The organism is Streptomyces sp. NPDC008125 (assembly GCF_042957125.1).
Lineage (GTDB): Bacteria > Actinomycetota > Actinomycetes > Streptomycetales > Streptomycetaceae > Streptomyces.
Genome location: NZ_JBIBHR010000016.1, coordinates 27,000 through 44,671 on the forward strand (window position 1 = coordinate 27,000; position 17,672 = coordinate 44,671).

The 17,672-nt window shown below is 71.5% G+C and carries 17 protein-coding genes; 11 read left to right on the plus strand and 6 right to left on the minus strand.

Annotated elements, in window-relative coordinates; all coding sequences use genetic code 11:
- The first annotated feature begins 239 nt into the window (after nucleotides 1-239).
- The 5 genes from ACFZAX_RS25415 to ACFZAX_RS25435 all read left to right on the plus strand — a co-directional run bounded on the left by ACFZAX_RS25415 (nucleotide 240) and on the right by ACFZAX_RS25435 (nucleotide 5,079).
- Entirely contained in the window at nucleotides 240-1,256 is a 1,017-nt protein-coding gene (locus ACFZAX_RS25415) for a zinc-binding dehydrogenase (protein WP_390964448.1), read from the plus strand.
- 57 nt (nucleotides 1,257-1,313) lie between these two features.
- On the plus strand, nucleotides 1,314-1,724 hold the full coding sequence (locus ACFZAX_RS25420) for a cupin domain-containing protein (RefSeq protein ID WP_327174150.1): 411 nt from the start codon (nucleotides 1,314-1,316) through the stop codon (nucleotides 1,722-1,724).
- 43 nt (nucleotides 1,725-1,767) lie between these two features.
- Nucleotides 1,768-2,808, plus strand: a complete 1,041-nt coding sequence (locus ACFZAX_RS25425) for an alcohol dehydrogenase catalytic domain-containing protein (protein WP_390964449.1) — start codon at nucleotides 1,768-1,770, stop codon at nucleotides 2,806-2,808.
- A 143-nt stretch (nucleotides 2,809-2,951) separates the two neighbouring features.
- Nucleotides 2,952-3,434 carry an Lrp/AsnC ligand binding domain-containing protein gene (locus ACFZAX_RS25430; RefSeq protein WP_390964450.1) on the plus strand — a complete coding sequence of 161 codons (483 nt, stop codon included), beginning with the start codon at nucleotides 2,952-2,954 and terminating at the stop codon, nucleotides 3,432-3,434.
- A gap of 358 nt (nucleotides 3,435-3,792) precedes the next feature.
- The gene (locus ACFZAX_RS25435) at nucleotides 3,793-5,079 is read left to right on the plus strand and encodes a protein kinase (protein WP_390964653.1); all 1,287 of its coding nucleotides are present in this window, start codon (nucleotides 3,793-3,795) and stop codon (nucleotides 5,077-5,079) included.
- Nucleotides 5,080-5,112: 33 nt separating this feature from the next.
- Here ACFZAX_RS25435 and ACFZAX_RS25440 read toward each other — a convergent pair whose 3' ends face one another.
- Nucleotides 5,113-6,105 carry an aldo/keto reductase gene (locus ACFZAX_RS25440; RefSeq protein WP_390964451.1) on the minus strand — a complete coding sequence of 331 codons (993 nt, stop codon included), beginning with the start codon at nucleotides 6,103-6,105 and terminating at the stop codon, nucleotides 5,113-5,115.
- Nucleotides 6,106-6,235: 130 nt separating this feature from the next.
- On the opposite strand from ACFZAX_RS25440, the gene ACFZAX_RS25445 reads away from it, so the two are divergent.
- Nucleotides 6,236-6,796, plus strand: coding sequence for a DNA polymerase ligase N-terminal domain-containing protein (locus ACFZAX_RS25445; RefSeq protein WP_390964453.1), 561 nt, complete (start codon nucleotides 6,236-6,238; stop codon nucleotides 6,794-6,796).
- A gap of 81 nt (nucleotides 6,797-6,877) precedes the next feature.
- Here the strand turns inward: ACFZAX_RS25445 and ACFZAX_RS25450 are convergent, their stop codons facing one another.
- Together ACFZAX_RS25450 and ACFZAX_RS25455 are read right to left on the minus strand one after the other, a co-directional pair.
- Nucleotides 6,878-7,189: a hypothetical protein gene (locus ACFZAX_RS25450; protein WP_390964454.1), complete on the minus strand. Its 312-nt coding sequence runs from the start codon at nucleotides 7,187-7,189 to the stop codon at nucleotides 6,878-6,880.
- Nucleotides 7,190-7,287: 98 nt separating this feature from the next.
- Complete coding sequence (locus ACFZAX_RS25455) at nucleotides 7,288-7,758, minus strand: hypothetical protein (RefSeq protein ID WP_390964456.1); 471 nt, start codon at nucleotides 7,756-7,758, stop codon at nucleotides 7,288-7,290.
- Between the two features lie 43 nt (nucleotides 7,759-7,801).
- Between ACFZAX_RS25455 and ACFZAX_RS25460 the strand changes: the two genes are divergently transcribed.
- The gene (locus ACFZAX_RS25460; protein ID WP_390964457.1) at nucleotides 7,802-7,996 is read left to right on the plus strand and encodes a DUF4267 domain-containing protein; all 195 of its coding nucleotides are present in this window, start codon (nucleotides 7,802-7,804) and stop codon (nucleotides 7,994-7,996) included.
- A 25-nt stretch (nucleotides 7,997-8,021) separates the two neighbouring features.
- On the opposite strand, the gene ACFZAX_RS25465 is transcribed toward ACFZAX_RS25460, so the two are convergent.
- Entirely contained in the window at nucleotides 8,022-9,839 is a 1,818-nt protein-coding gene (locus ACFZAX_RS25465) for an SLC13 family permease (protein WP_390964458.1), read from the minus strand.
- 361 nt (nucleotides 9,840-10,200) lie between these two features.
- Here ACFZAX_RS25465 and ACFZAX_RS25470 point away from each other — a divergent pair, with 361 nt between their 5' ends.
- Nucleotides 10,201-10,371 (plus strand): hypothetical protein, encoded by a 171-nt coding sequence (locus ACFZAX_RS25470; protein ID WP_327174161.1) that lies wholly within the window; start codon nucleotides 10,201-10,203, stop codon nucleotides 10,369-10,371.
- Nucleotides 10,372-10,901: 530 nt separating this feature from the next.
- Nucleotides 10,902-11,513 carry a ferritin-like domain-containing protein gene (locus tag ACFZAX_RS25475; protein WP_390964459.1) on the plus strand — a complete coding sequence of 204 codons (612 nt, stop codon included), beginning with the start codon at nucleotides 10,902-10,904 and terminating at the stop codon, nucleotides 11,511-11,513.
- Between the two features lie 516 nt (nucleotides 11,514-12,029).
- Here ACFZAX_RS25475 and ACFZAX_RS25480 read toward each other — a convergent pair.
- Nucleotides 12,030-12,293 (minus strand): hypothetical protein, encoded by a 264-nt coding sequence (locus ACFZAX_RS25480; protein ID WP_390964460.1) that lies wholly within the window; start codon nucleotides 12,291-12,293, stop codon nucleotides 12,030-12,032.
- A gap of 577 nt (nucleotides 12,294-12,870) precedes the next feature.
- On the opposite strand from ACFZAX_RS25480, the gene ACFZAX_RS25485 reads away from it, so the two are divergent.
- Nucleotides 12,871-14,736 (plus strand): FAD-dependent oxidoreductase, encoded by a 1,866-nt coding sequence (locus ACFZAX_RS25485; protein ID WP_390964461.1) that lies wholly within the window; start codon nucleotides 12,871-12,873, stop codon nucleotides 14,734-14,736.
- On the plus strand, nucleotides 14,676-16,430 hold the full coding sequence (locus tag ACFZAX_RS25490; RefSeq protein ID WP_390964462.1) for a PQQ-binding-like beta-propeller repeat protein: 1,755 nt from the start codon (nucleotides 14,676-14,678) through the stop codon (nucleotides 16,428-16,430). Before ACFZAX_RS25485 ends, ACFZAX_RS25490 begins: the two co-directional genes overlap by 61 nt.
- 525 nt (nucleotides 16,431-16,955) lie before the next feature.
- On the opposite strand, the gene ACFZAX_RS25495 is transcribed toward ACFZAX_RS25490, so the two are convergent.
- Nucleotides 16,956-17,525, minus strand: coding sequence for a hypothetical protein (locus tag ACFZAX_RS25495; RefSeq protein WP_390964464.1), 570 nt, complete (start codon nucleotides 17,523-17,525; stop codon nucleotides 16,956-16,958).
- Nucleotides 17,526-17,672: the final 147 nt, after the last annotated feature.

Genomic DNA, 17,672 nt, shown 5'->3' on the forward strand with positions numbered 1-17,672 from the left:
GCCGGGCGGGACGCCGTGGGGTGTACTGCTGATACACCCTTCACTGGTAACTCGCTCGCCCCGCGGAAAACGGGTTACCTGGAAGACGTGGCACTTCCCGGCCGCGGCGCGACGGCGCAGCGGCACGAGGCCTGCCCGCCCGGTCGCTCGCGACGTCGACAAGGACGCCGCCACGCGCACCCCGGGCAATCCGTACGGGCACCAGAGACCCGTCCCCCCAGCACGGAAGGAGCCCCCGCATGCGCGGCGCAGTGATTCACGCCCCCGGTGATGTCCGCTTCGAGACCTTGGCCGACCCGGAGATCCTCCACCCCACCGATGCGATCATCCGTACCGCCGTGTCGTGCGTGTGCGGCTCGGACCTGTGGGCGTGGCGTGGCCTGGAGCCGGTAGGTACCCCGCACCCGATGGGACACGAGTACGTCGGTTTCGTCGAGGAGGTCGGCAGCGAGGTGACCTCGGTCGAGCCGGGCCAGTTCGTCGTCGGTTCCTTCGCGACCTCCGACAACACCTGTGCCAACTGCCGCAACGGCTTCCAGTCGAACTGCCTGCACCGGGAGTTCATGAGCACCTGTCAGGCCGATTACATCCGTATCCCCAACGCCCAGGGCACCCTGGTCGCCACCGAGGAGATCCCGGACGAGAAGTACTGGCCGAGCCTGCTGGCCGTCTCCGACGTCATGGGCACCGGCTGGTGGGCCGCCGAGGCGGCCCAGGTCCAGCCCGGCTCCACCGCCGTCGTCGTCGGTGACGGCGCCGTCGGCCTCTCCGCCGTGATCGCCGCGAAGGAGATGGGGGCCGGGCGCATCATCGCCATGTCCCGTCACGACTCCCGCCGGAAGCTCGCGCTGGAGTTCGGCGCCACCGACATCGTCACCGAGCGCGGCGACGAGGGCGTCGCCCGGATCAAGGACCTCACCGGCGGCATCGGCGCCGACAGCGTGCTGGAGTGCGTCGGCACCGCCGAGGCCATGCGGCAGGCCCTGGGCTCCGCCCGTCCCGGCGGCAGCGTCGGCTTCGTCGGGGTGCCCCACGACGTCTCCGTCGACGGCCAGGAACTCTTCTTCTCCCACGTCGGCCTGCGCGGCGGCCCCGCCCCCGTACGCCGCTACCTTCCCGACCTCATCGACCGCGTCCTGACCGGCCGCATCGAGCCGGGCAAGGTCTTCGACCTCGCCCTCCCGCTCGACCAGGTCGCCGAAGGCTACCGGGCGATGGACGAACGCCGCGCGATCAAGGCGCTCCTCAAGCCCTGACGGTCCTGCCCGATCCCGAAACCGCACACCGAATCCGTGGAACGAAAGGAAACGACCATGCAGATCACCCGGAGCTCGATCACCACGGCCAAGGGGCCCGCCGAATGGTTCACCGGTGACGTCTACATCGACGCCGTCGCGGCGGCGCCCGCGCCGTCCCGGGTCACCGCGAACCTGGTGCACTTCATGCCCGGCGCCCGCACGCACTGGCACAGCCACCCGCTGGGCCAGACCGTCTTCGTCACCGAGGGCGTCGGCCTGTGCCAGCGCCGGGGCGGACCCGTCGAGATCATCCGGCCGGGCGACCGCGTACTGTTCGAGGCGGGCGAGGAACACTGGCACGGCGCCGCACCCGACCGGTTGATGGTCCACGTGGCGATCAACGAGGGCGACGCCGACCACGCCGTCGTGCACTGGCTGACCCCCGTCACCGACGAGGAGTACACCGCCACCCCGGCGGCCGGCTGACACCCGCCCGACTCGACCGCCACCGCAGGACAAGGAATCCCCCATGCTCGTCAACGCCTATGCCGCCCCCGCCGTGGGGGAGCCGCTGGTGCCCACCACCATCGAGCGCCGTGCCGTCGGCACCGACGACGTACTCATCGCCATCCAGTACGCCGGTGTCTGCCACTCCGACATCCACACCGTCAACGGCGACTGGGGCCCACAGCCCTACCCCGTCGTTCCCGGTCACGAGATCGTCGGCACGGTGGTCGAAGCCGGCGCCGGGGTCACCCGCCACCGGGTCGGTGACCGCGTGGGCGTCGGCTGCATGGTCGGTTCCTGCGGCGAGTGCCCGAACTGCGTGGCCGGCGAAGAGCAGCACTGCCGGACCGGCATGGTGCCCACGTACGCGGGAACCGACCGCGACGGTTCCACGACCCAGGGCGGCTACTCCACCCACGTCGTCGTGGACGCCGACTACGTGCTGTCGGTGCCCGAGAGCCTGGACCCGGCCGCCGCCGCTCCGCTGCTGTGCGCGGGCATCACCACCTACGCCCCGCTGCGCCGCTGGGGCGCCGGACCGGGCAGGAAGGTCGCCGTCGTCGGTCTCGGCGGCCTGGGGCACATGGCGGTCAAGATCGCGCACGCGCTGGGGGCCGAGGTCACGGTGCTGTCGCAGTCGCTGAAGAAGCGGGAGGACGGGCTGCGGCTGGGCGCGGACCACTATTACGCGACCTCCGACCCGGAGACCTTCTCCGTGCTGGCCGGCCGGTTCGACCTCATCGTCAACACCGTCAGCGCCGATCTCGACATCGACGCCTACCTCGGTCTGCTGGCCCTCGACGGCACCCTGGCCAACGTCGGCGCGGCCCCGGGCCCCTTCACGGTGAGCGGGTTCCTCCTCGGCAGCGGCCGGCGCAACCTCACGGGCTCCATGATCGGGGGCATCGCCCTGACCCAGGAGATGCTCGACTTCTGCGCCGAGCACCGGATCGGCAGCGAGATCGAGGTGATCTCCGCCGACCAGGTCAACGAGGCCTACGCGCGCGTCCTCGCCTCCGACGTCCGCTACCGCTTCGTCATCGACACCGCCACCCTCGCCTGATCCACGGACCCTGACCGACCGCGTAGCGCTGTGCCATCGGCCCAGCGCTTCGCGGTCTTCGGGGCAGTACGGCTCAGATCCTGCCGGGCGGGCCCCGATAGGCTCGGGGCACCGTACTCACCCTCCGAGAAGGCAGACGCACCATGGCGGTGGACGCTCTCGACACCCGTATCCTGCGGCTCCTCATCGAGCAGCCGCGTACCAGCGCGCGGGAGCACGCCCGCATCCTGGGCGTGGCCCGGGGCACCCTCCAGGCCCGGATGGACAGGCTGGAGCGGGACGGTGTGATCACCGGCAGCGGCCCCGTCCTCTCTCCGGCGGCCCTCGGCCATCCCGTGCTCGCCTTCGTCCACCTGGAAGTCACCCAGGGCCACCTGGACGAGGTGGGGGACGCTCTGGCGGAGGTTCCGGAGATCATCGAGGCGTTCTCGACCACCGGCGGCGGGGACCTGCTGACCCGGGTCGTGGCGCGTGACAACGGCCACCTGGAAGACGTGATCCAGCGGCTCATCCAGCTGCCCGGCGTGGTGCGGACGCGGACCGAGGTGGCGCTGCGCGAACGGGTGCCGCACCGGGTGCTGCCGCTGGTGGAGGCGCTGGGGCGGGCGGCCGCGGTACGCGGCTGAGCGCCGTCCCACGGGCGGGCGGCCCCCGACCGCCGGGCATCGCAACGGCCCTTGGGCCGCCCGCACGGCAACGCGCGCCGCGCGCCGGTCACTTGCCGCCGGAGGTGCTGTCGGGTGTGCAGTGCCCGTGGCACCGGGCCGCCACCGGGTGCCAGGAGAGGTACCGGAACTGACCGGCCGTAACATCGGGTCCACCGGACAGATATCCTGATCATCGCCGCGAGCCCCGCCCCGTCCCGCTCCTCGTGAGCACGACCGTGCGTCGCCCGGCTGACGCAACGGGCCACAATTCGAGATAGGTGTACAGGTGCTGGTAGCTGATCGGTACCGGTTGGTGTCCCCCATCGGTCGTGGTGGCATGGGCGAGGTGTGGCGGGCGACGGACGAGGTCCTCGGCCGCGCCGTCGCCGTCAAGCTGCTGCTGGGGGACCGGGCCGACTCCTCTTCCACCGCACGTTTCCGGCTGGAGGCGCAGACGGCCGCCCGGCTGAGCCACCCGCACCTGGTGGCGGTCTTCGACTTCGGTACCTGGGAGGACCGGCTCTATCTCGTGATGGAGCTGGTCGAGGGGCGCAGTCTCGGCGACCTGCTGTCGGCGCAGGAGAGCGTCCACCCCGAGCAGGTGGCGCGGATCGCGGGCGACGCGGCTGCCGGGCTCGCCGCCGCCCACCGGCAGGGTGTGGTGCACCGCGACATCAAGCCGGGCAACCTCATGCTGGACGCCGAGGGCTCCGTGAAGATCGGCGACTTCGGGATAGCCCAGTTCGTCGACGATCCGTCGACGGCTCTCACGACGGCCGGCCAGATCGTGGGGACGAGCCTGTACCTCGCACCGGAGCGGGCGCTCGGCCGGACGGCGGGCGCGGACTCCGACATGTACTCCCTGGGCTGCGTCATCTACCACCTGCTGCTGGGCCGCCCGCCGTTCCGCTCGGACACCGCCGCCGCCACGCTGTACCAGCATGTGGACACTCCGCCCGTACCGCTGCGGGACCAGGGGGTCGACATCTCGCCGGCCTTCGACGCGTATCTCCTGAGCCTGCTCGCCAAGAAGCCCGAGGAGCGGCCGACGGCGCAGGAGGCGGCCGACTGGTTCCGTACGGCGGCGTGGCGCGGACGCGGTGAGCCGCCGAGGGCGGCGGGCGGGTCGCGTTCCACCGCGTCGGCGGTCACTTCCGTGGACGCGGGCGGTCCGGGGCACCGGACCGGGCCGTCCGGGGGACGGCGACGGGCCGCGCCGCCGGTGACCCGGGCGGCGCCGCGGGCGGGGAGCCGATCCGGCAGCCGGGCCGCGGGCCGGGGTACGGCGAAAGCCGGCGGTCGCAGACTCGCCGCGAGCGAAGCCATTCGGCGGCGCCCCCGGGTGGCCAGCGCGGTGGCGGGTTCGATCGCGTTCGTGGTGGCCGTCTATCTGGGCACGGTGATCTTCGCGCCCGACTCCGGTTCCGCCGTACCCCCGGGGCCCGGAGTCTCGCAGGGCGTCACCCCGCAGGGCGAGGGTTCCCCCGCCCCCACCGCGTCCGATGTCCGGAGCGGCGGACAGCAGGACCCCGGCGACGGGGACGGGCAGGGCAACGAGGACGAGCAGGGCGGCGGGGACGAGCAGGGCGGCGGGGACGAGCAGGGCGGCGGGGACGACGACTGAGTGTCGCCCCGCGCCCCTGCCGATGTGCGGGGACTACCAGCGGTCGTGCACACCCGCGCGGATGCGGCGGTCGTAGAGGTCGCGCACCGCGTCCAGGGTCGGCTGTGGCAGAGGGGCGAGCGCCGCGGCAGCGGCGTTGGCGCGGGCCTGGTCCACGGACCGTGCTCCGGGAATGACGGTGGTGACGCCGGGCTGCTGGATGATCCAGCGCAGGGCGGTCTGAGCGGGGGTGGCGCCCTCGGGCGCGAAGCCGGAGAACTCGGCGGCGGCCTCGATCCCGGTCGTGTAGTCGATGCCGGAGAAGGTCTCGCCCTGGTCGAACGCCTCGCCGTGGCGGTTGAACGTCCGGTGGTCTTCCGGAGCGAAGACGGTCTCGGCCGTGTACCGGCCGGAGAGCAGACCGGAGGCGAGCGGTACCCGGGCGATGATGCCCACGCCGGCGGCGAGGGCGGCCGGGAGGACCTTCTCCAGCGGCTTCAGCCGGAACGGGTTCAGGATGATCTGCACGCTCGCCACGCCGGGGCGGGCGATCGCGGTGAGTGCCTCCTCGCAGGTTTCGACGCTGACCCCGTAGGCGGCGATCCGCTGCTCGGCGACGAGGGTGTCGAGCGCGTCGAAGACGGCGTCGGTCGCGTAGACGCTGGTGGGCGGGCAGTGGAGCTGGACCAGGTCCAGGGTGTCGACGCCCAGATTGGTGCGCGAACGGTCGTTCCAGGCGCGGAAGTTGTCCAGTACGTAGTTCTCCGGCACTTGGGCCTCGCGGCGCCCCATCTTGGTGGCGACGAAGACGCCGGCATCCGGCCGGTCCTTGAGATAGCGGCCGATGAGCTGTTCGCTGCGGCCGTCGCCGTAGACGTCCGCGGTGTCGAAGAAGGTGACGCCCGATCCGACGGCCGCGTCGAGTACGCCGAAGGCTTCCTGCTCACCCACCTCGCCCCAGTCCGCTCCGAGCTGCCATGTTCCCTGTCCGACGACCGATACGTCACGGCCGGTCCTGCCGAGAGTGCGCTGTTCCATGGAGATCATGTTATTGCGCCGCCCGGGCCGACCGGTCCGGTACGGGGTCACCGCCCGCCATGCGGCCGTCCGGGTGGGGCCGCACAGTGGAGGGAGGAGCGGAACGGCCCCACCCCGGGGACGACGGAGGGAGCCCGGCATGCAGAACGAATCCGCAACCCCCCTGCCGCGCTTCGTCGTGCAGATCCACGCGGCACGGCGCATGCACTTCGACTTCCGGCTGGAGGTCGACGGCGTACTGCGGTCCTGGGCGGTACCGCAGGGCCCCTCGGACAACCCCAGCGACCGGCGGCTGGCGGTCCCCACCGAGGACCACGCTCTGGAGTACCGCGAGTTCGAAGGGGTGATCCCGCCGGGAGAGTACGGAAGCGGCACCGTCATCGTCTGGGACCAGGGCACCTACGTACCTCTCGGCCACGACGAGCACGGGGTCCGGGTGCCGTTCGTGGAGTCCCTGGAGCGCGGCCACGCCACGTTCCGGCTCGTCGGCGAGAAACTCCGCGGCGAGTTCGCGCTGATCAGGTTCCGTACGGGCGAGGGGCCGGACGGGCACGGACAGGAGGCGTGGCTGCTGATCAAGGCCAAGGACGAGCAGGCGGTACGGGACCGGCCGGGCACCCCCGACCCGTACCACGCACGCTCCGCCCGGACCGGGCGCACCCTGCACCAGGTCTCGGCGGCCGAGGACCGTCGGGAGTGAGGGCGCCGTCCGGCGGACGGGGCGGGCCCGGGGGCGGCTCGGGCCGAGTGCCGGACTTCGAACGGCCTCGGGCGCGACGCTTCAGAATCCGTCCATGGACTTGTCGAATACGCCACCCATCGCGCCGTAGGCGCTGCACCGGACCGTGTGCCGTGCTCTGCGGCGAAGCCCGTATCCCAGGACGAACGACAGCACGAAGAGCCCGCCGAGCGCGAAGGTCACCCCTGGTTCGTGGACGACACACGCGAAACCTGCCACGCCGGCCCAGACCAGGAGCGGCAGGCAAGAGCCGCGCACCACCGTCGGGAAGGTGACCCGTTCCGGAGCTGCCGGCAGGACACGCTCGTGCCACACCGTGATGTGGTTCCTCGTCGCACAGTTCTCGCGTCGCATGGAGCCATCACATCACCGGCCACTCCCCGATGAGAACGGCCCGGCGGCTGCGCATGCCCCGGACCCGTCTCGGCCGCGACTCCGTCGCTCGGATCCGCTCATGTCCGGCTGACCGCGTCCAAGTCGAGCGCGGAAGCATGGCCTATCGCAACGAACAGGATCAGTGGCAGTTCCTTGTCGGCCTGGCCGACCGCCAGCGCGAGCCAGCGATCGGCGCCGGGGAGGGGCCACACCCGCATGCTCACGGCTTGCTGGCTGAGCTCGTCCAGCGGCTCGGGCACCGACTCGCCGTCCAGAGCGGCGCTGAGAAACGGTCCGAGTTCCACGAAGAACGGATGGCCCCACCGAGTCGTCAGGTGTGCTGCCAGGTCGTCGAGGCAGGCCATCATGTCGGCCTCGGCCTCGACCCAGGCCTGCCCGTCGTCGTCGTCCCAGAAGTCCCGGCTGACCTGCAGGACGCGTACATGATGCCGCGGTCCCCCGCTCCCGGTGGCGTCGGTACGGGGCGCCTCGGGGAACGGCCGTACGGCCAACGCGTCAATCGTCGAAAGGTGCTCTTCCGTGGTCATGGGCGCAGGTTAGGGGATCGCTCGGACAGCCGTCGTCGGCCCCGTGCACCACCCGGTCCTGCTGGCCGCCGGTCCGACCCGGTTGCCGGGCTGGGTCATGCCGGCCACCGCCTGCGCACCCGTGGGCGACGCGTCGATCGTGCTGCGCGCCGGCGGGCCGAAGTCGGCCGCCTGCGGTGTCCACGACACCGCCGCGGTGATGCCGGCCGCCGACGCGCTCCTCCTCGTCGCCGCCTGACCGACGACCGCCGGCCGGGTACGTCTCACAGCGGCCAGACCCGGGGCACCACCGTCAGCGCCACCACCAGGAACCAGAGGACGACGGGCAGACCGAAGCGCCAGTAGTCGCCGAAGCGGTAGCCCCCGGGTTCGTACACCATGAGGTTGGCCGCCGTGGCCACCGGTGTCAGCATCGCGGCGGCGGCGGCCACGGCGACCACCATGAGGACGGGAAGCACGGAGACCCCCACGTCACGGGCGGCGACGGTCGCGATCGGGATGACGATCAGCGCGGTGGCGGTGTTGCTGACGAACTGTCCGAGGACGACCGTGACGAGGAAGAGGCCGGCCAGGAGTGCGTACTGGCTGCTGCCGGCGACGTCCACGATGAGTCGGGCGACGGAGTCGGCGGCACCGGACTTCATGATCGCGGTGGAGAGCGGGAACATCGCTCCGACCATCACCACGGTCGGCCAGGAGACGCCCCCGTACGCCTCGTGCACGGAGACGACCTTGAGAAGGATCATCGCCACGGCGGCGGTCAGGGCGGCGACGGCCGGGGAGACCAACCCGGAAGCGAGCAGGATCACCATCGCGGCCGTCACGGCGAGAGCCCGCCGTCCGGCGGGTCCCACGGGGGTGTTCTGGCGGCGGACCGCCGCCGGGGAGTCGACCAGCAGCAGATCGTCGGAGTGGACCGACGCGGTTCCGCTGAGCGCGGGCCAGGGCCCGTGCAGGAGAAGGGTGTCGCCGGCGCGCAGCGTGACGGTGCCGGGGTCGGCGTTCTGTCCGTCCCGGTGCACGGCGAGCACCACGATGTCCTGGGCCTCCGTCAGCAGGCCGGGGAAGACGCGCGCGCCGACCAGTGACGACCGTGGCGAGATCAGCACCTCCGCCAGCCCCACCTCCCGGTTGACGAGCGCACCGGCCCGCTGTTCACCCAGCCGGGCCCGTTGCGGCACCAGCCCGTGGAGCTCCGCGAAGGCGTTCAGCTCCTCGGGCGTTCCCCGCACCACGACCTGGTCCCCCAGGGCGAGCTCGTCGGTGCTGCGCAGCTCGTGGTCCTCCGAGTCCCCGCGCAGCGCCCCGAGCACGACCAGGCCGCCGCCCCCGGTGCCGAGCGAGGGATACGTCGAACCGACGCACGGCGCCCGCGGGGGCACCACGAGACCGCCGAGGTTGTCGCCGAGACCATAGTGCGCGACGAGGGTGAGGGTGTGGTTGCTCAGGTCCGGCGGAAGTGCGGCCGGACGGCGGGAGGGCAGCAGCCGGTCGCCGAGGAAGACGGCCGCCGCGACCGTCCCGGCGACCAGGGGGACGCCCACCCAGAGAAAGGAGAAGAAGCCGAAACCCCGGCCGGTCACCTCCTTCGCGGCGTCGGACACCAGCACGTTGATCGGAGTTCCGGTCAGTACCAGCATCGACCCGGCGTGCGCGGCGAACGCCAGCGGCATCACCAGTTTGGACGGTGGCATGCCCACCCGGACCGCCAGCATCACCACCACCGGCAGCAGCGCGGCGACCGCGCCGTTCATCGTGATCAGCGCCGACAGGGCGGCGACGGAGACCAGGGTCAGCGCGATCAGCCGCCCACGGCTCTTCCCGGTACGGGCCGCGAGGATCTGTCCCGCCCTGGCCGTCACCCCGGTCACTTCGAGGCCCGCGCTGACCACGAACAGCGCCGCCACGAAACCCACCACCGGGTCGCCGAAGCCGGAGAAGACCTGGGCCGGCGTCAGCACTCCGATGCCCACGAGGGCCAGCGCGGAGCCGAGGGCGACCGCTTCGACGGGCAGGCGGTTCAACGAGAACAGCACGATCACGGCCGCCAGTACCAGCAGCACCGAGGAGGAATCGCTCATCTGAGAATGAACCAGTTGACATCGGTCACCAGGCGAACGTACTGCACAAGATTCCTCTCGCACCGACCGGCGGCACGCGGTCCGGTGCGCGCGGCGCGGTGCGCGCGGTGGGGGCACGGTGGGGGCGCTGGGGCGGCCTGACGGTGTCCAGCGGATCGAGGCCGGGCCCGCGCACCCGAGACGGCCCGTCCCGCTTCGACCGGCCGGACACCACCCGGCCGCCCCGCCGCGACACGAGCGGTGAAGTGGCCCGTCTGAGCGCGGTGTTCGGGGGTACTGGACGTCATGTCCCGCCCCGGACGCGGCGGGATTCCGCGGACACGGCCCCAGAAGGCCGTCTCCTTCCGAGAGGAACCCTTCCATGCTCGCCATCGTCGCAGCGGTCCTGTTCTTCATCTCCTTCCTGATCAACGCCGCGGACATCACCACGAACGATGTCTTCTCGTCCGGAAACGTCATGCTGCTCGGCCTGCTCGCCCTTGCCCTGCATGTGGCGGGGATAGGCGCCGGCTGGTCCGCCCGCCGACGTTGAGGGTCACCCCTCGGCCCGACCGCTACGGCTCCCGCGCGACCCCGCACCGCCGGTCGGCTCGGGGTCCGGTGGGCCGACCGGTACCTGACGCGGGACCAGTCCAGTGGCACGGCGCCGTCACGGGAGTGGGGTCCGGGCAAGCGGGGGCAGGCCTAGGAGCGTGTTTCGAAAGTGGCGCCGTCCGCCCGGAGGGCGGGTCCGGCGGCGGCCGGTGCGTGCGATCGCGAGGCGGAGGGCCGCCCCGGTGCTGGATGTATCGGGGGTGGTCCCGACAATGCGGCGCGCGTGCGTGCAGGGCGTCGCCGGACAGGCGGGCCTTTCGGCACACGCCCTCGCCGTGCCCGGACCGATTCCGCCGAGCGGGCGGTCTCCGGCACGGCACCTCGCGGCGTCGCCGGGCCACCCGCGTACATCCAGTACAGAGGTGACCCTCCGCCCTGCGGTGCACCGCACCGGGCGCCACCCGCCGATCCGAAGCGAACCGCCGGACACGGCCTGACCCGGTAGACCCTCACACGACCAGGAGCGACATGCCCCCCAAGACCCCTTCCCCCCAGTACACCGTCCCCGGCCTCTCCACCAAGGAGGGGGCCGAGGTGATCGACGCGCTGAAGCTGCGTCTGCACGCGCTCAACGACCTGGCCCTCACCCTCAAGCACATCCACTGGAACGTGGTGGGCCCGCACTTCATCGCGGTCCACGAGATGCTCGACCCGCAGACCGTCGCCGTCCGCGAGATGGCGGACTCGGCGGCCGAGCGCATCTCCGCCCTCGGGGGCGAGCCGCAGGGCACGCCGGGTGTCCTCGTGGCCGAGCGCACCTGGGACGACTACAGCATCGGCCGGGCCGACGCGATCTCCCATCTCGCCGCCCTGGACCTGGTCTACACCGGCATCATCGAGAGCCACCGGAAGGCGGTGGAACGTGTCGGCGCCATCGACCCGGTCACCGAGGACCTCCTGATCGAGCATCTGCGCGGGCTGGAGCAGTTCCAGTGGTTCGTCCGCGCCCACCTCGAAACCAGCTCCGGCACGCTCAGCACCGGCGGCAAGGCCACCGAGAAGCAGGCCGCCCGCAGCACCGGCACCACGAAGCGCGTCCCGGCGCGCAAGACGGCGAACACCAGGCGCACCACGAAGTAGGCCGGGCGCTCACTGCCGGGCCGCGGGCGGGCATGCCCCGAACCGCGGCCCGGCGGTCAGTCGGCGGGGCGCGTCCGGTGTTCCCCGCGCAGGACCCCGCCAAAGGCCTCCGGATCGTACGAACCGCGGGCCGTGCCCGCCCAGATGGACGCCTGGCGGGGCCGCGGGCCGGCGAACAGCTCCGCCACCCGTGCGACGTGTTCGGCCACCGCCGGGGCCGGCCGGGCGCGGAGGGCCTCCCACCCCGCCGCGACCAGGCACTCCCGGCCCCGCGAGCGTGCGCCGCCCCGGGCTCCTCCGTCCGCCGGCCGGACCGCCGACCGGCCGGGGCGGAACAGGCCGGACGGCCAGGCCGGTGCGGCGCGGCGAACCCGGCAAACGGTCATTCCCCACGCCTCTCCCTTTGCCCGCCGGGCCGCCCTGTCCGGGCTGCCGCCCGGCTCACGACCTCTCCGTGAACGCGGACGGGGCCCGCTCCCCCGTCAGGGAAGCGGGCCCCGCACCAGGCGGAATGGGTCAGTTGTTGTTCAGGTACTGAGCCCAGAGGAAGCCACCCTCGAGCGAGGCGGCCTCGTGCTCCTCGTTGGCGTACGTGATTCCGTACGGGCCACCGAGGTTGAGGTACTCGGCGCTGTCACGAGAGGCCTCGGCCTGGAAGTAGCCCGCGGCGACCTCGACGGACTCGCCGCCCTTGTCGTTGTCGTGAGCTGCGGCAGGACCTGCGGCCATCAGCCCGGCAGCGGCGACGGTGGCCACCGTGATCGCGATACGGCGAAGCATGTGTACTCCCTTTGTGGGTCGTAACGAGTGGTGCTTTCACCGCATAATCACCCTTTTTGCACACACCCAAAAGCCGCAGGGGATGGTATGTACCTGAACGGATGGCGGCCTTGATCCACATGCGCGCACCCCGCCCCTGATCGGCCCATCCCCTCCCGGTTCGCCCTCCCCGTAAGGAAGTTGAAGGGCCGACCATCCTCGTGCATTACACACATCGCATGTATCATGCATAGCGCCGCATCGCATCACTCCGTCGCTCCCCCACCCCACGCGAGGAGTCTCGTCATGGACGCCCCCTGTCCTGGGCCGGGCCTGGCCCGCGGCCCGGTTCCGCCCCGGCGGCGCGTCGGGCCGGCGCGCGAAGAAGACGCCCGGCGAGGCGCGGCAGGGGAGCGGGGGCCTACGAGAGACCCGTCGGCCGGCCCTTCCCCGCCGAGCGGGCGGCTGCCGTCCGCTCCGCCGCGACGCACGCACACCGCCATCGGAGTCGTACAGGCATCGGGCCGCGGAAGCCGCTGCGCACCGGCCGGGATGCGGCGTCCCGCCGACAAGCATCCGAACGACGCAAGGAGAACGCATGCCCTCCCCCCATTCCTCCGCGGCACCCTCCGTCGGCCCCTCCGGCAGGAGGTCGTACGAGCACGGCCCCGACTCCGCGCTCGACCTCGACCGGGTCCGGGCCCGCTACCGGGCCGAGCGTGAGCGGCGGATCAGGACCGACGGTGCGCAGCAGTACCGGCCGACCACCGGAAGTTTCGGCTACTACCGGGAAGACCCGCACGCGCAAGGGGACTTCGTACGGGAGCCGCACCACGACACCGTCGACGTGGCGATCGTCGGCGGCGGCTTCGGCGGACTCCTCGCGGGGGCCCGCCTCCGCCAGGCGGGCGTCGGCTCGATCCGGGTGATCGAGCGCGGCGCGGACTTCGGCGGCACCTGGTACTGGAACCGCTACCCGGGGATCCACTGCGACATCGAGTCGTACATCTATCTGCCGCTGCTGGAGGAGGTCGGTTACGTCCCTCGTTGGAGGTACGCGCCGGGCGAGGAGATCCGTCAGCACGCACGGGCGATCGGCCGGACCTTCGGCCTCTACCGCGACGCGCTCTTCCGGACCAGCGTCACCGGCCTGCGCTGGATCGAGGAGGAGTCCGCGTGGCTCGTCGGCACCGATCGCGGAGACCAGGTGCTCGCCCGGTACGTGGTCACGGCCCAGGGCACGCTGAGCGAGGCGAAGCTCCCCGGCATCCCCGGGATCGAGAAGTTCGCCGGGCACACGTTCCACACCAGCCGGTGGGACTACGCCTACACCGGCGGCAGCGCGGACGGCGGCCTGAGCGCACTCGCGGACAAGCGTGTCGCCCTCGTCGGCACGGGCGCCACCGCCATCCAGTGCGTGCCCCATCTCGGCGCGGACGCAGAGCACTTGTACGTGTTCCAGCGCACTCCCTCCTCCGTCGACGTCCGCGGCAACCGTCCCACCGACCCGGCGTGGGCCGCCGCGCTGGAGCCCGGCTGGCAGCGCCGCCGCCGGGACAACTTCCTCGCGCTCGTCACCGGCGGGCAGGTGGACGAGGATCTCGTGGACGACGGCTGGACCAGTACCGCGCGCCTGCAGCAGAAGCTGATCCCGAGCGACGGATACCAGGACCTTTCGAGCGAGGAGCGCGAACAGGCTTACGAGCTGGCCGACTTCCGGAAGATGGACGAGATCCGCGCACGGGTGGAGTCGGTGGTGGACGACCCGCGGACCGCCGAACTGCTCAAGCCGTGGTACCGCTACATGTGCAAACGCCCCACCTTCAGCGATCACTACCTGCAGACGTTCAACCGCCCCAACGTCACCCTGGTCGACACCGCGGACAGCCACGGGGTGGAGGAGATCACCGAAAACGCCGTCGTGGTCGGCGGGACCGCCTACGAGGTCGACTGCGTCATCTTCTCCACCGGGTTCGAGGTCGGCGCCTCCGGCGTCCTCACGGGCAGCCTGCCGGTCACGGGCCGGGGTGGGATCACCCTGAAGGAGGCCTGGCAGCAGGGCCCCAGGACCCTGCACGGCTTCTACAGCCACGGCTTCCCGAACCTCTTCCAGCTCGGCCCGCTGCAGAACGCCAGTTCCGTCAACTACACGCACGTGCTGGACGAACAGGCGAGCCACGTGGCCGAGGTCGTCGCCGCCGCACGTGACCGCCGGGCCGCGTACGTGGAGCCCACGGCGGAGGCGGAGAGCGCCTGGGTCGCCACCATCCGGGAGAAGGCGGCGGATCTGCACGCCTTCCAGGCGGAGTGCACCCCCGGCTACTACAACAACGAGGGCAACCCGAGGAAGCGTGGCCAGTCGTTCGGGGACGGGCCGGTCGCGTTCCACTCGCTCCTGCGGGAATGGCGCGAGGGCGACGGCCTGGACGAGGTGCTGGCCGAGGCCGGTCAGGACCGGGCGTGAGGCAGCGGCGCACCGGCATCGGTGCCGAGCCGGCGGCGGGGACGCCCGGGGGGCCTGGGCGGCTCCCGGCCGGGCCGGAGCCGTCCGAGCGGCGCCGACGGCGGGCCGAGCGCCTCAACGACCCCAATCCGCTGCGCGGTTCGAACGGTGTCGCGTTCGGTCCGGACGGGCGGCTGTACGTCGCCCAGTACCTGCTGGGCGCAATCAGCGCGGTGGACCTCGCGAGCGGCGACATCGACGCGGTGACACCGGAGGACTGCCCGGTGCGGTCCCCCGACGACCTCGCCTTCGGGGCCGACGGATCGATGTACGTCGCCGATCTCGTGCCCGGCATCGTCTGGCGCCGCGACCCGCTCGGCGCGTACTCCGTCGTCTCGGACCAGGTGGTGCTCCCCAACGGCATCACCTGCGTCGGCGACCGCCTCTTCGTCAACGAGATGAGGATGGGCGGCCGACTGGTCGAGCTCTTCACGGACGGCCGGGAACCGGTGGTTCTGGCGGAGGGCCTCGCCATGGGCAACGCGATGCAGACCGGTCCGGACGGCTGCCTCTACTACCCGCACATGATGACCGGCGAGGTCTGGCGGGTTCCGCCCGACGGGGGCGTACCGGAGAGGGTCGCACGGGACGTGCACGAGCCCGTCGCGGTCCGCTTCGACCGGGGTGGCGTCCTGCACGTGCTCTCCCGGGGCGTGGCCGGCTTCGTCACGCGTATCGACCTCCACGGGACGGGGTCCCGCTCCCTCGTCACCTCCGGCCTGGTGGGGCTCGACAATGCGGCGTTCGACGCGGAGAACCGCATGTTCGTCTCCAGCTACGCCGGTGGCGGTGTCAGCGAACTGCACCCGGACGGCCGGACCCGCGACGTCGTCAGGCGAGGGCTGGTGGGCCCCTACGGGGTGACGGGCCTGGGGAGCACGGTCTTCACCGCGGACCACTACCGGCTGACCGCACCCGAGGGCCCGTCGCGGAAGGGCGCCGAACCGCGGACGGCTGCCGACGCCTCGACGGTGCTGCGCACGTTCGCCCACGGCATCGCGTCCGACGGCACACTGCTGCACACCACCTCGCAGTACGGAGAAGTCGCCACCTACGACCCCGGGACCGGTACCACCCGGGTCCGGGCCACCGGTCTGGCCAGGCCGCTGGGGATCGCAGCACACCGGGACGGTCTGCTGTTCGTCGTCGAGGCCGACCGCGGCCGGATCCTGACGATCGATGAGAACGACGTCGTGGGGGTGTTCGCCGGAGGACTCCCGGGGCCGGTCGACGTGGCCCTGGACGCGGACGGCACCTGCTACGTGAGCGACGAGGCGCTCGGTGCCGTCCTCCGCGTGGACGAGGACGGCCCGCGTGTGCTCGCTGACGGTCTCGACCGGCCCCAGGGGCTGGCGGTCCTCGGGGCCGAGGTCTTCACGGTCGAGACGGGTACGCGACGGCTGGTCGCCGTCTCGCTCACGACCGGGGAGACCCGGACGGACGCCGAGGACCTGCCGGTCGTACCGTCCCTGGACGCCCCGGGGACACCTCGGGCGCTGTTCTCCCACGGGATGCCCGGAGTGCCGAAGTCGTTCGCCGGACTCGCCGCGGACCCCTCAGGCGCCTTGCTGCTGTCGGCCAACGAGGAAGGGACCGTGTGGCGCCTCATGCCCCCGGGGCCCGAGCGGGAGGAGGCGGCGGACGCCGCACAGTGAGGAAGCGGGGAGAGCCCCGCCGGAAGTCCTCCCCGCGCCCCGCGGGGACTCCCGGCGGGCTCTCCGGGGCAATCCCGAGAAAACCGCCAAACACGCCGGATCGCTCAGGGAACACCGGAACCGGCTGGGACAACCGCCAACCCAAGGGCCGCCCCATCCCGCAATCCATGGTGGGTTCGCGCGCCGACAGCTACGGCACCCCGCCGCGTCGTCGGAGCGTCCGGCCTCGGCGGAAGCTGATCGAAGGCATGCGGTTCCGGGTCCGTACCGGTGTTCCGTGGCGCTTGCCGACCTTGGCGGCGGCTGCGGCTGCGGCTGCGGCTGCGGCTGCGGCTGCGGCTGCGGCTGCGGCTGCGGCTGCGGCTGCGGCTGCGGCTGCGGCTGCGGGACTGGAACGAAGCCGTCCGACGTCTGGCAGCGCCCGGACGAAGTACGGCCGGCCGACGCGACCGCATCCGCCGGCGACGGATCGTGCCGGCCATCGCTCGCCGCGGCACCTTCCACGACACAGAGATGCGACGTCGTTCAGCCGAGCTTCACCACGGCACCGGCCGAGGCACATGCCGCGGCCAGGATGAGCAGGATGTCGGCCGACCAGCAGTGGCGTACATGCCGTGTCGTGGTCGACATCTGCTCACCACTCCCCCTCTTTCGGCCGGACCTCAATCTCTCCCGCATCGCCGAGGCCGCTTTTTCGCGCGTTCCGAATATGTAATCTACGAGCGAGCCGCCGAATGCGAAGACCTCAACAGATTCACACGGAGTCTGGATCGTCACTCCACCCGAAGGTGAAGTCTCTACGCTTTGAACAATCCCAGAAGGGACCCGAAAGGTGAATACAGGATTTTCCACCGCAATCTCTCCGGCACGCAATACCACCCTACAGCTGCAGATTCTGCGTACGAGAGCTGTTACTGCAGCGATCGCAGCCGCCAAAAAGAAAACGTCCGAGTAATTCTCGCCGTCCAGGAATACCGACAGGGCCAAGGAGTACATCCCCCAGAGCGTGACAATGGCGAGCCAGTTCATCACCACCCATGAGCGGCGGCGCAGGATGCGTCTGGAAGATTTGCTCGAACCTTTGAAACCCTGCATGTGAACACCCGTACCCTGTGGCGGATTCGGCACCACCGACTCTGCGGAATCCTGACGACATTTTTTGATTGATCACGATGTTCAGTGCCGTCCGACCGGTTCCACGACCTTCGCGGACCGGGGGCTCCGCTCTTCACTCCCCACTCC

What these genes read in the sequence shown, in the direction of transcription:
- ACFZAX_RS25415 (WP_390964448.1), top strand. Translation starts at nt 240, where the DNA reads ATGCGCGGCGCAGTGATTCACGCCCCCGGTGATGTCCGCTTCGAGACC.
- ACFZAX_RS25420 (WP_327174150.1), top strand. Translation starts at nt 1,314, where the DNA reads ATGCAGATCACCCGGAGCTCGATCACCACGGCCAAGGGGCCCGCCGAA.
- ACFZAX_RS25425 (WP_390964449.1), top strand. Translation starts at nt 1,768, where the DNA reads ATGCTCGTCAACGCCTATGCCGCCCCCGCCGTGGGGGAGCCGCTGGTG.
- ACFZAX_RS25430 (WP_390964450.1), top strand. Translation starts at nt 2,952, where the DNA reads ATGGCGGTGGACGCTCTCGACACCCGTATCCTGCGGCTCCTCATCGAG.
- ACFZAX_RS25435 (WP_390964653.1), top strand. Translation starts at nt 3,793, where the DNA reads ATGGGCGAGGTGTGGCGGGCGACGGACGAGGTCCTCGGCCGCGCCGTC.
- ACFZAX_RS25440 (WP_390964451.1), bottom strand. Translation starts at nt 6,105, where the DNA reads ATGATCTCCATGGAACAGCGCACTCTCGGCAGGACCGGCCGTGACGTA.
- ACFZAX_RS25445 (WP_390964453.1), top strand. Translation starts at nt 6,236, where the DNA reads ATGCAGAACGAATCCGCAACCCCCCTGCCGCGCTTCGTCGTGCAGATC.
- ACFZAX_RS25450 (WP_390964454.1), bottom strand. Translation starts at nt 7,189, where the DNA reads ATGCGACGCGAGAACTGTGCGACGAGGAACCACATCACGGTGTGGCAC.
- ACFZAX_RS25455 (WP_390964456.1), bottom strand. Translation starts at nt 7,758, where the DNA reads ATGACCACGGAAGAGCACCTTTCGACGATTGACGCGTTGGCCGTACGG.
- ACFZAX_RS25465 (WP_390964458.1), bottom strand. Translation starts at nt 9,839, where the DNA reads ATGAGCGATTCCTCCTCGGTGCTGCTGGTACTGGCGGCCGTGATCGTG.
- ACFZAX_RS25470 (WP_327174161.1), top strand. Translation starts at nt 10,201, where the DNA reads ATGCTCGCCATCGTCGCAGCGGTCCTGTTCTTCATCTCCTTCCTGATC.
- ACFZAX_RS25475 (WP_390964459.1), top strand. Translation starts at nt 10,902, where the DNA reads ATGCCCCCCAAGACCCCTTCCCCCCAGTACACCGTCCCCGGCCTCTCC.
- ACFZAX_RS25480 (WP_390964460.1), bottom strand. Translation starts at nt 12,293, where the DNA reads ATGCTTCGCCGTATCGCGATCACGGTGGCCACCGTCGCCGCTGCCGGG.
- ACFZAX_RS25485 (WP_390964461.1), top strand. Translation starts at nt 12,871, where the DNA reads ATGCCCTCCCCCCATTCCTCCGCGGCACCCTCCGTCGGCCCCTCCGGC.
- ACFZAX_RS25490 (WP_390964462.1), top strand. Translation starts at nt 14,676, where the DNA reads ATGGCGCGAGGGCGACGGCCTGGACGAGGTGCTGGCCGAGGCCGGTCA.
- ACFZAX_RS25495 (WP_390964464.1), bottom strand. Translation starts at nt 17,525, where the DNA reads ATGCAGGGTTTCAAAGGTTCGAGCAAATCTTCCAGACGCATCCTGCGC.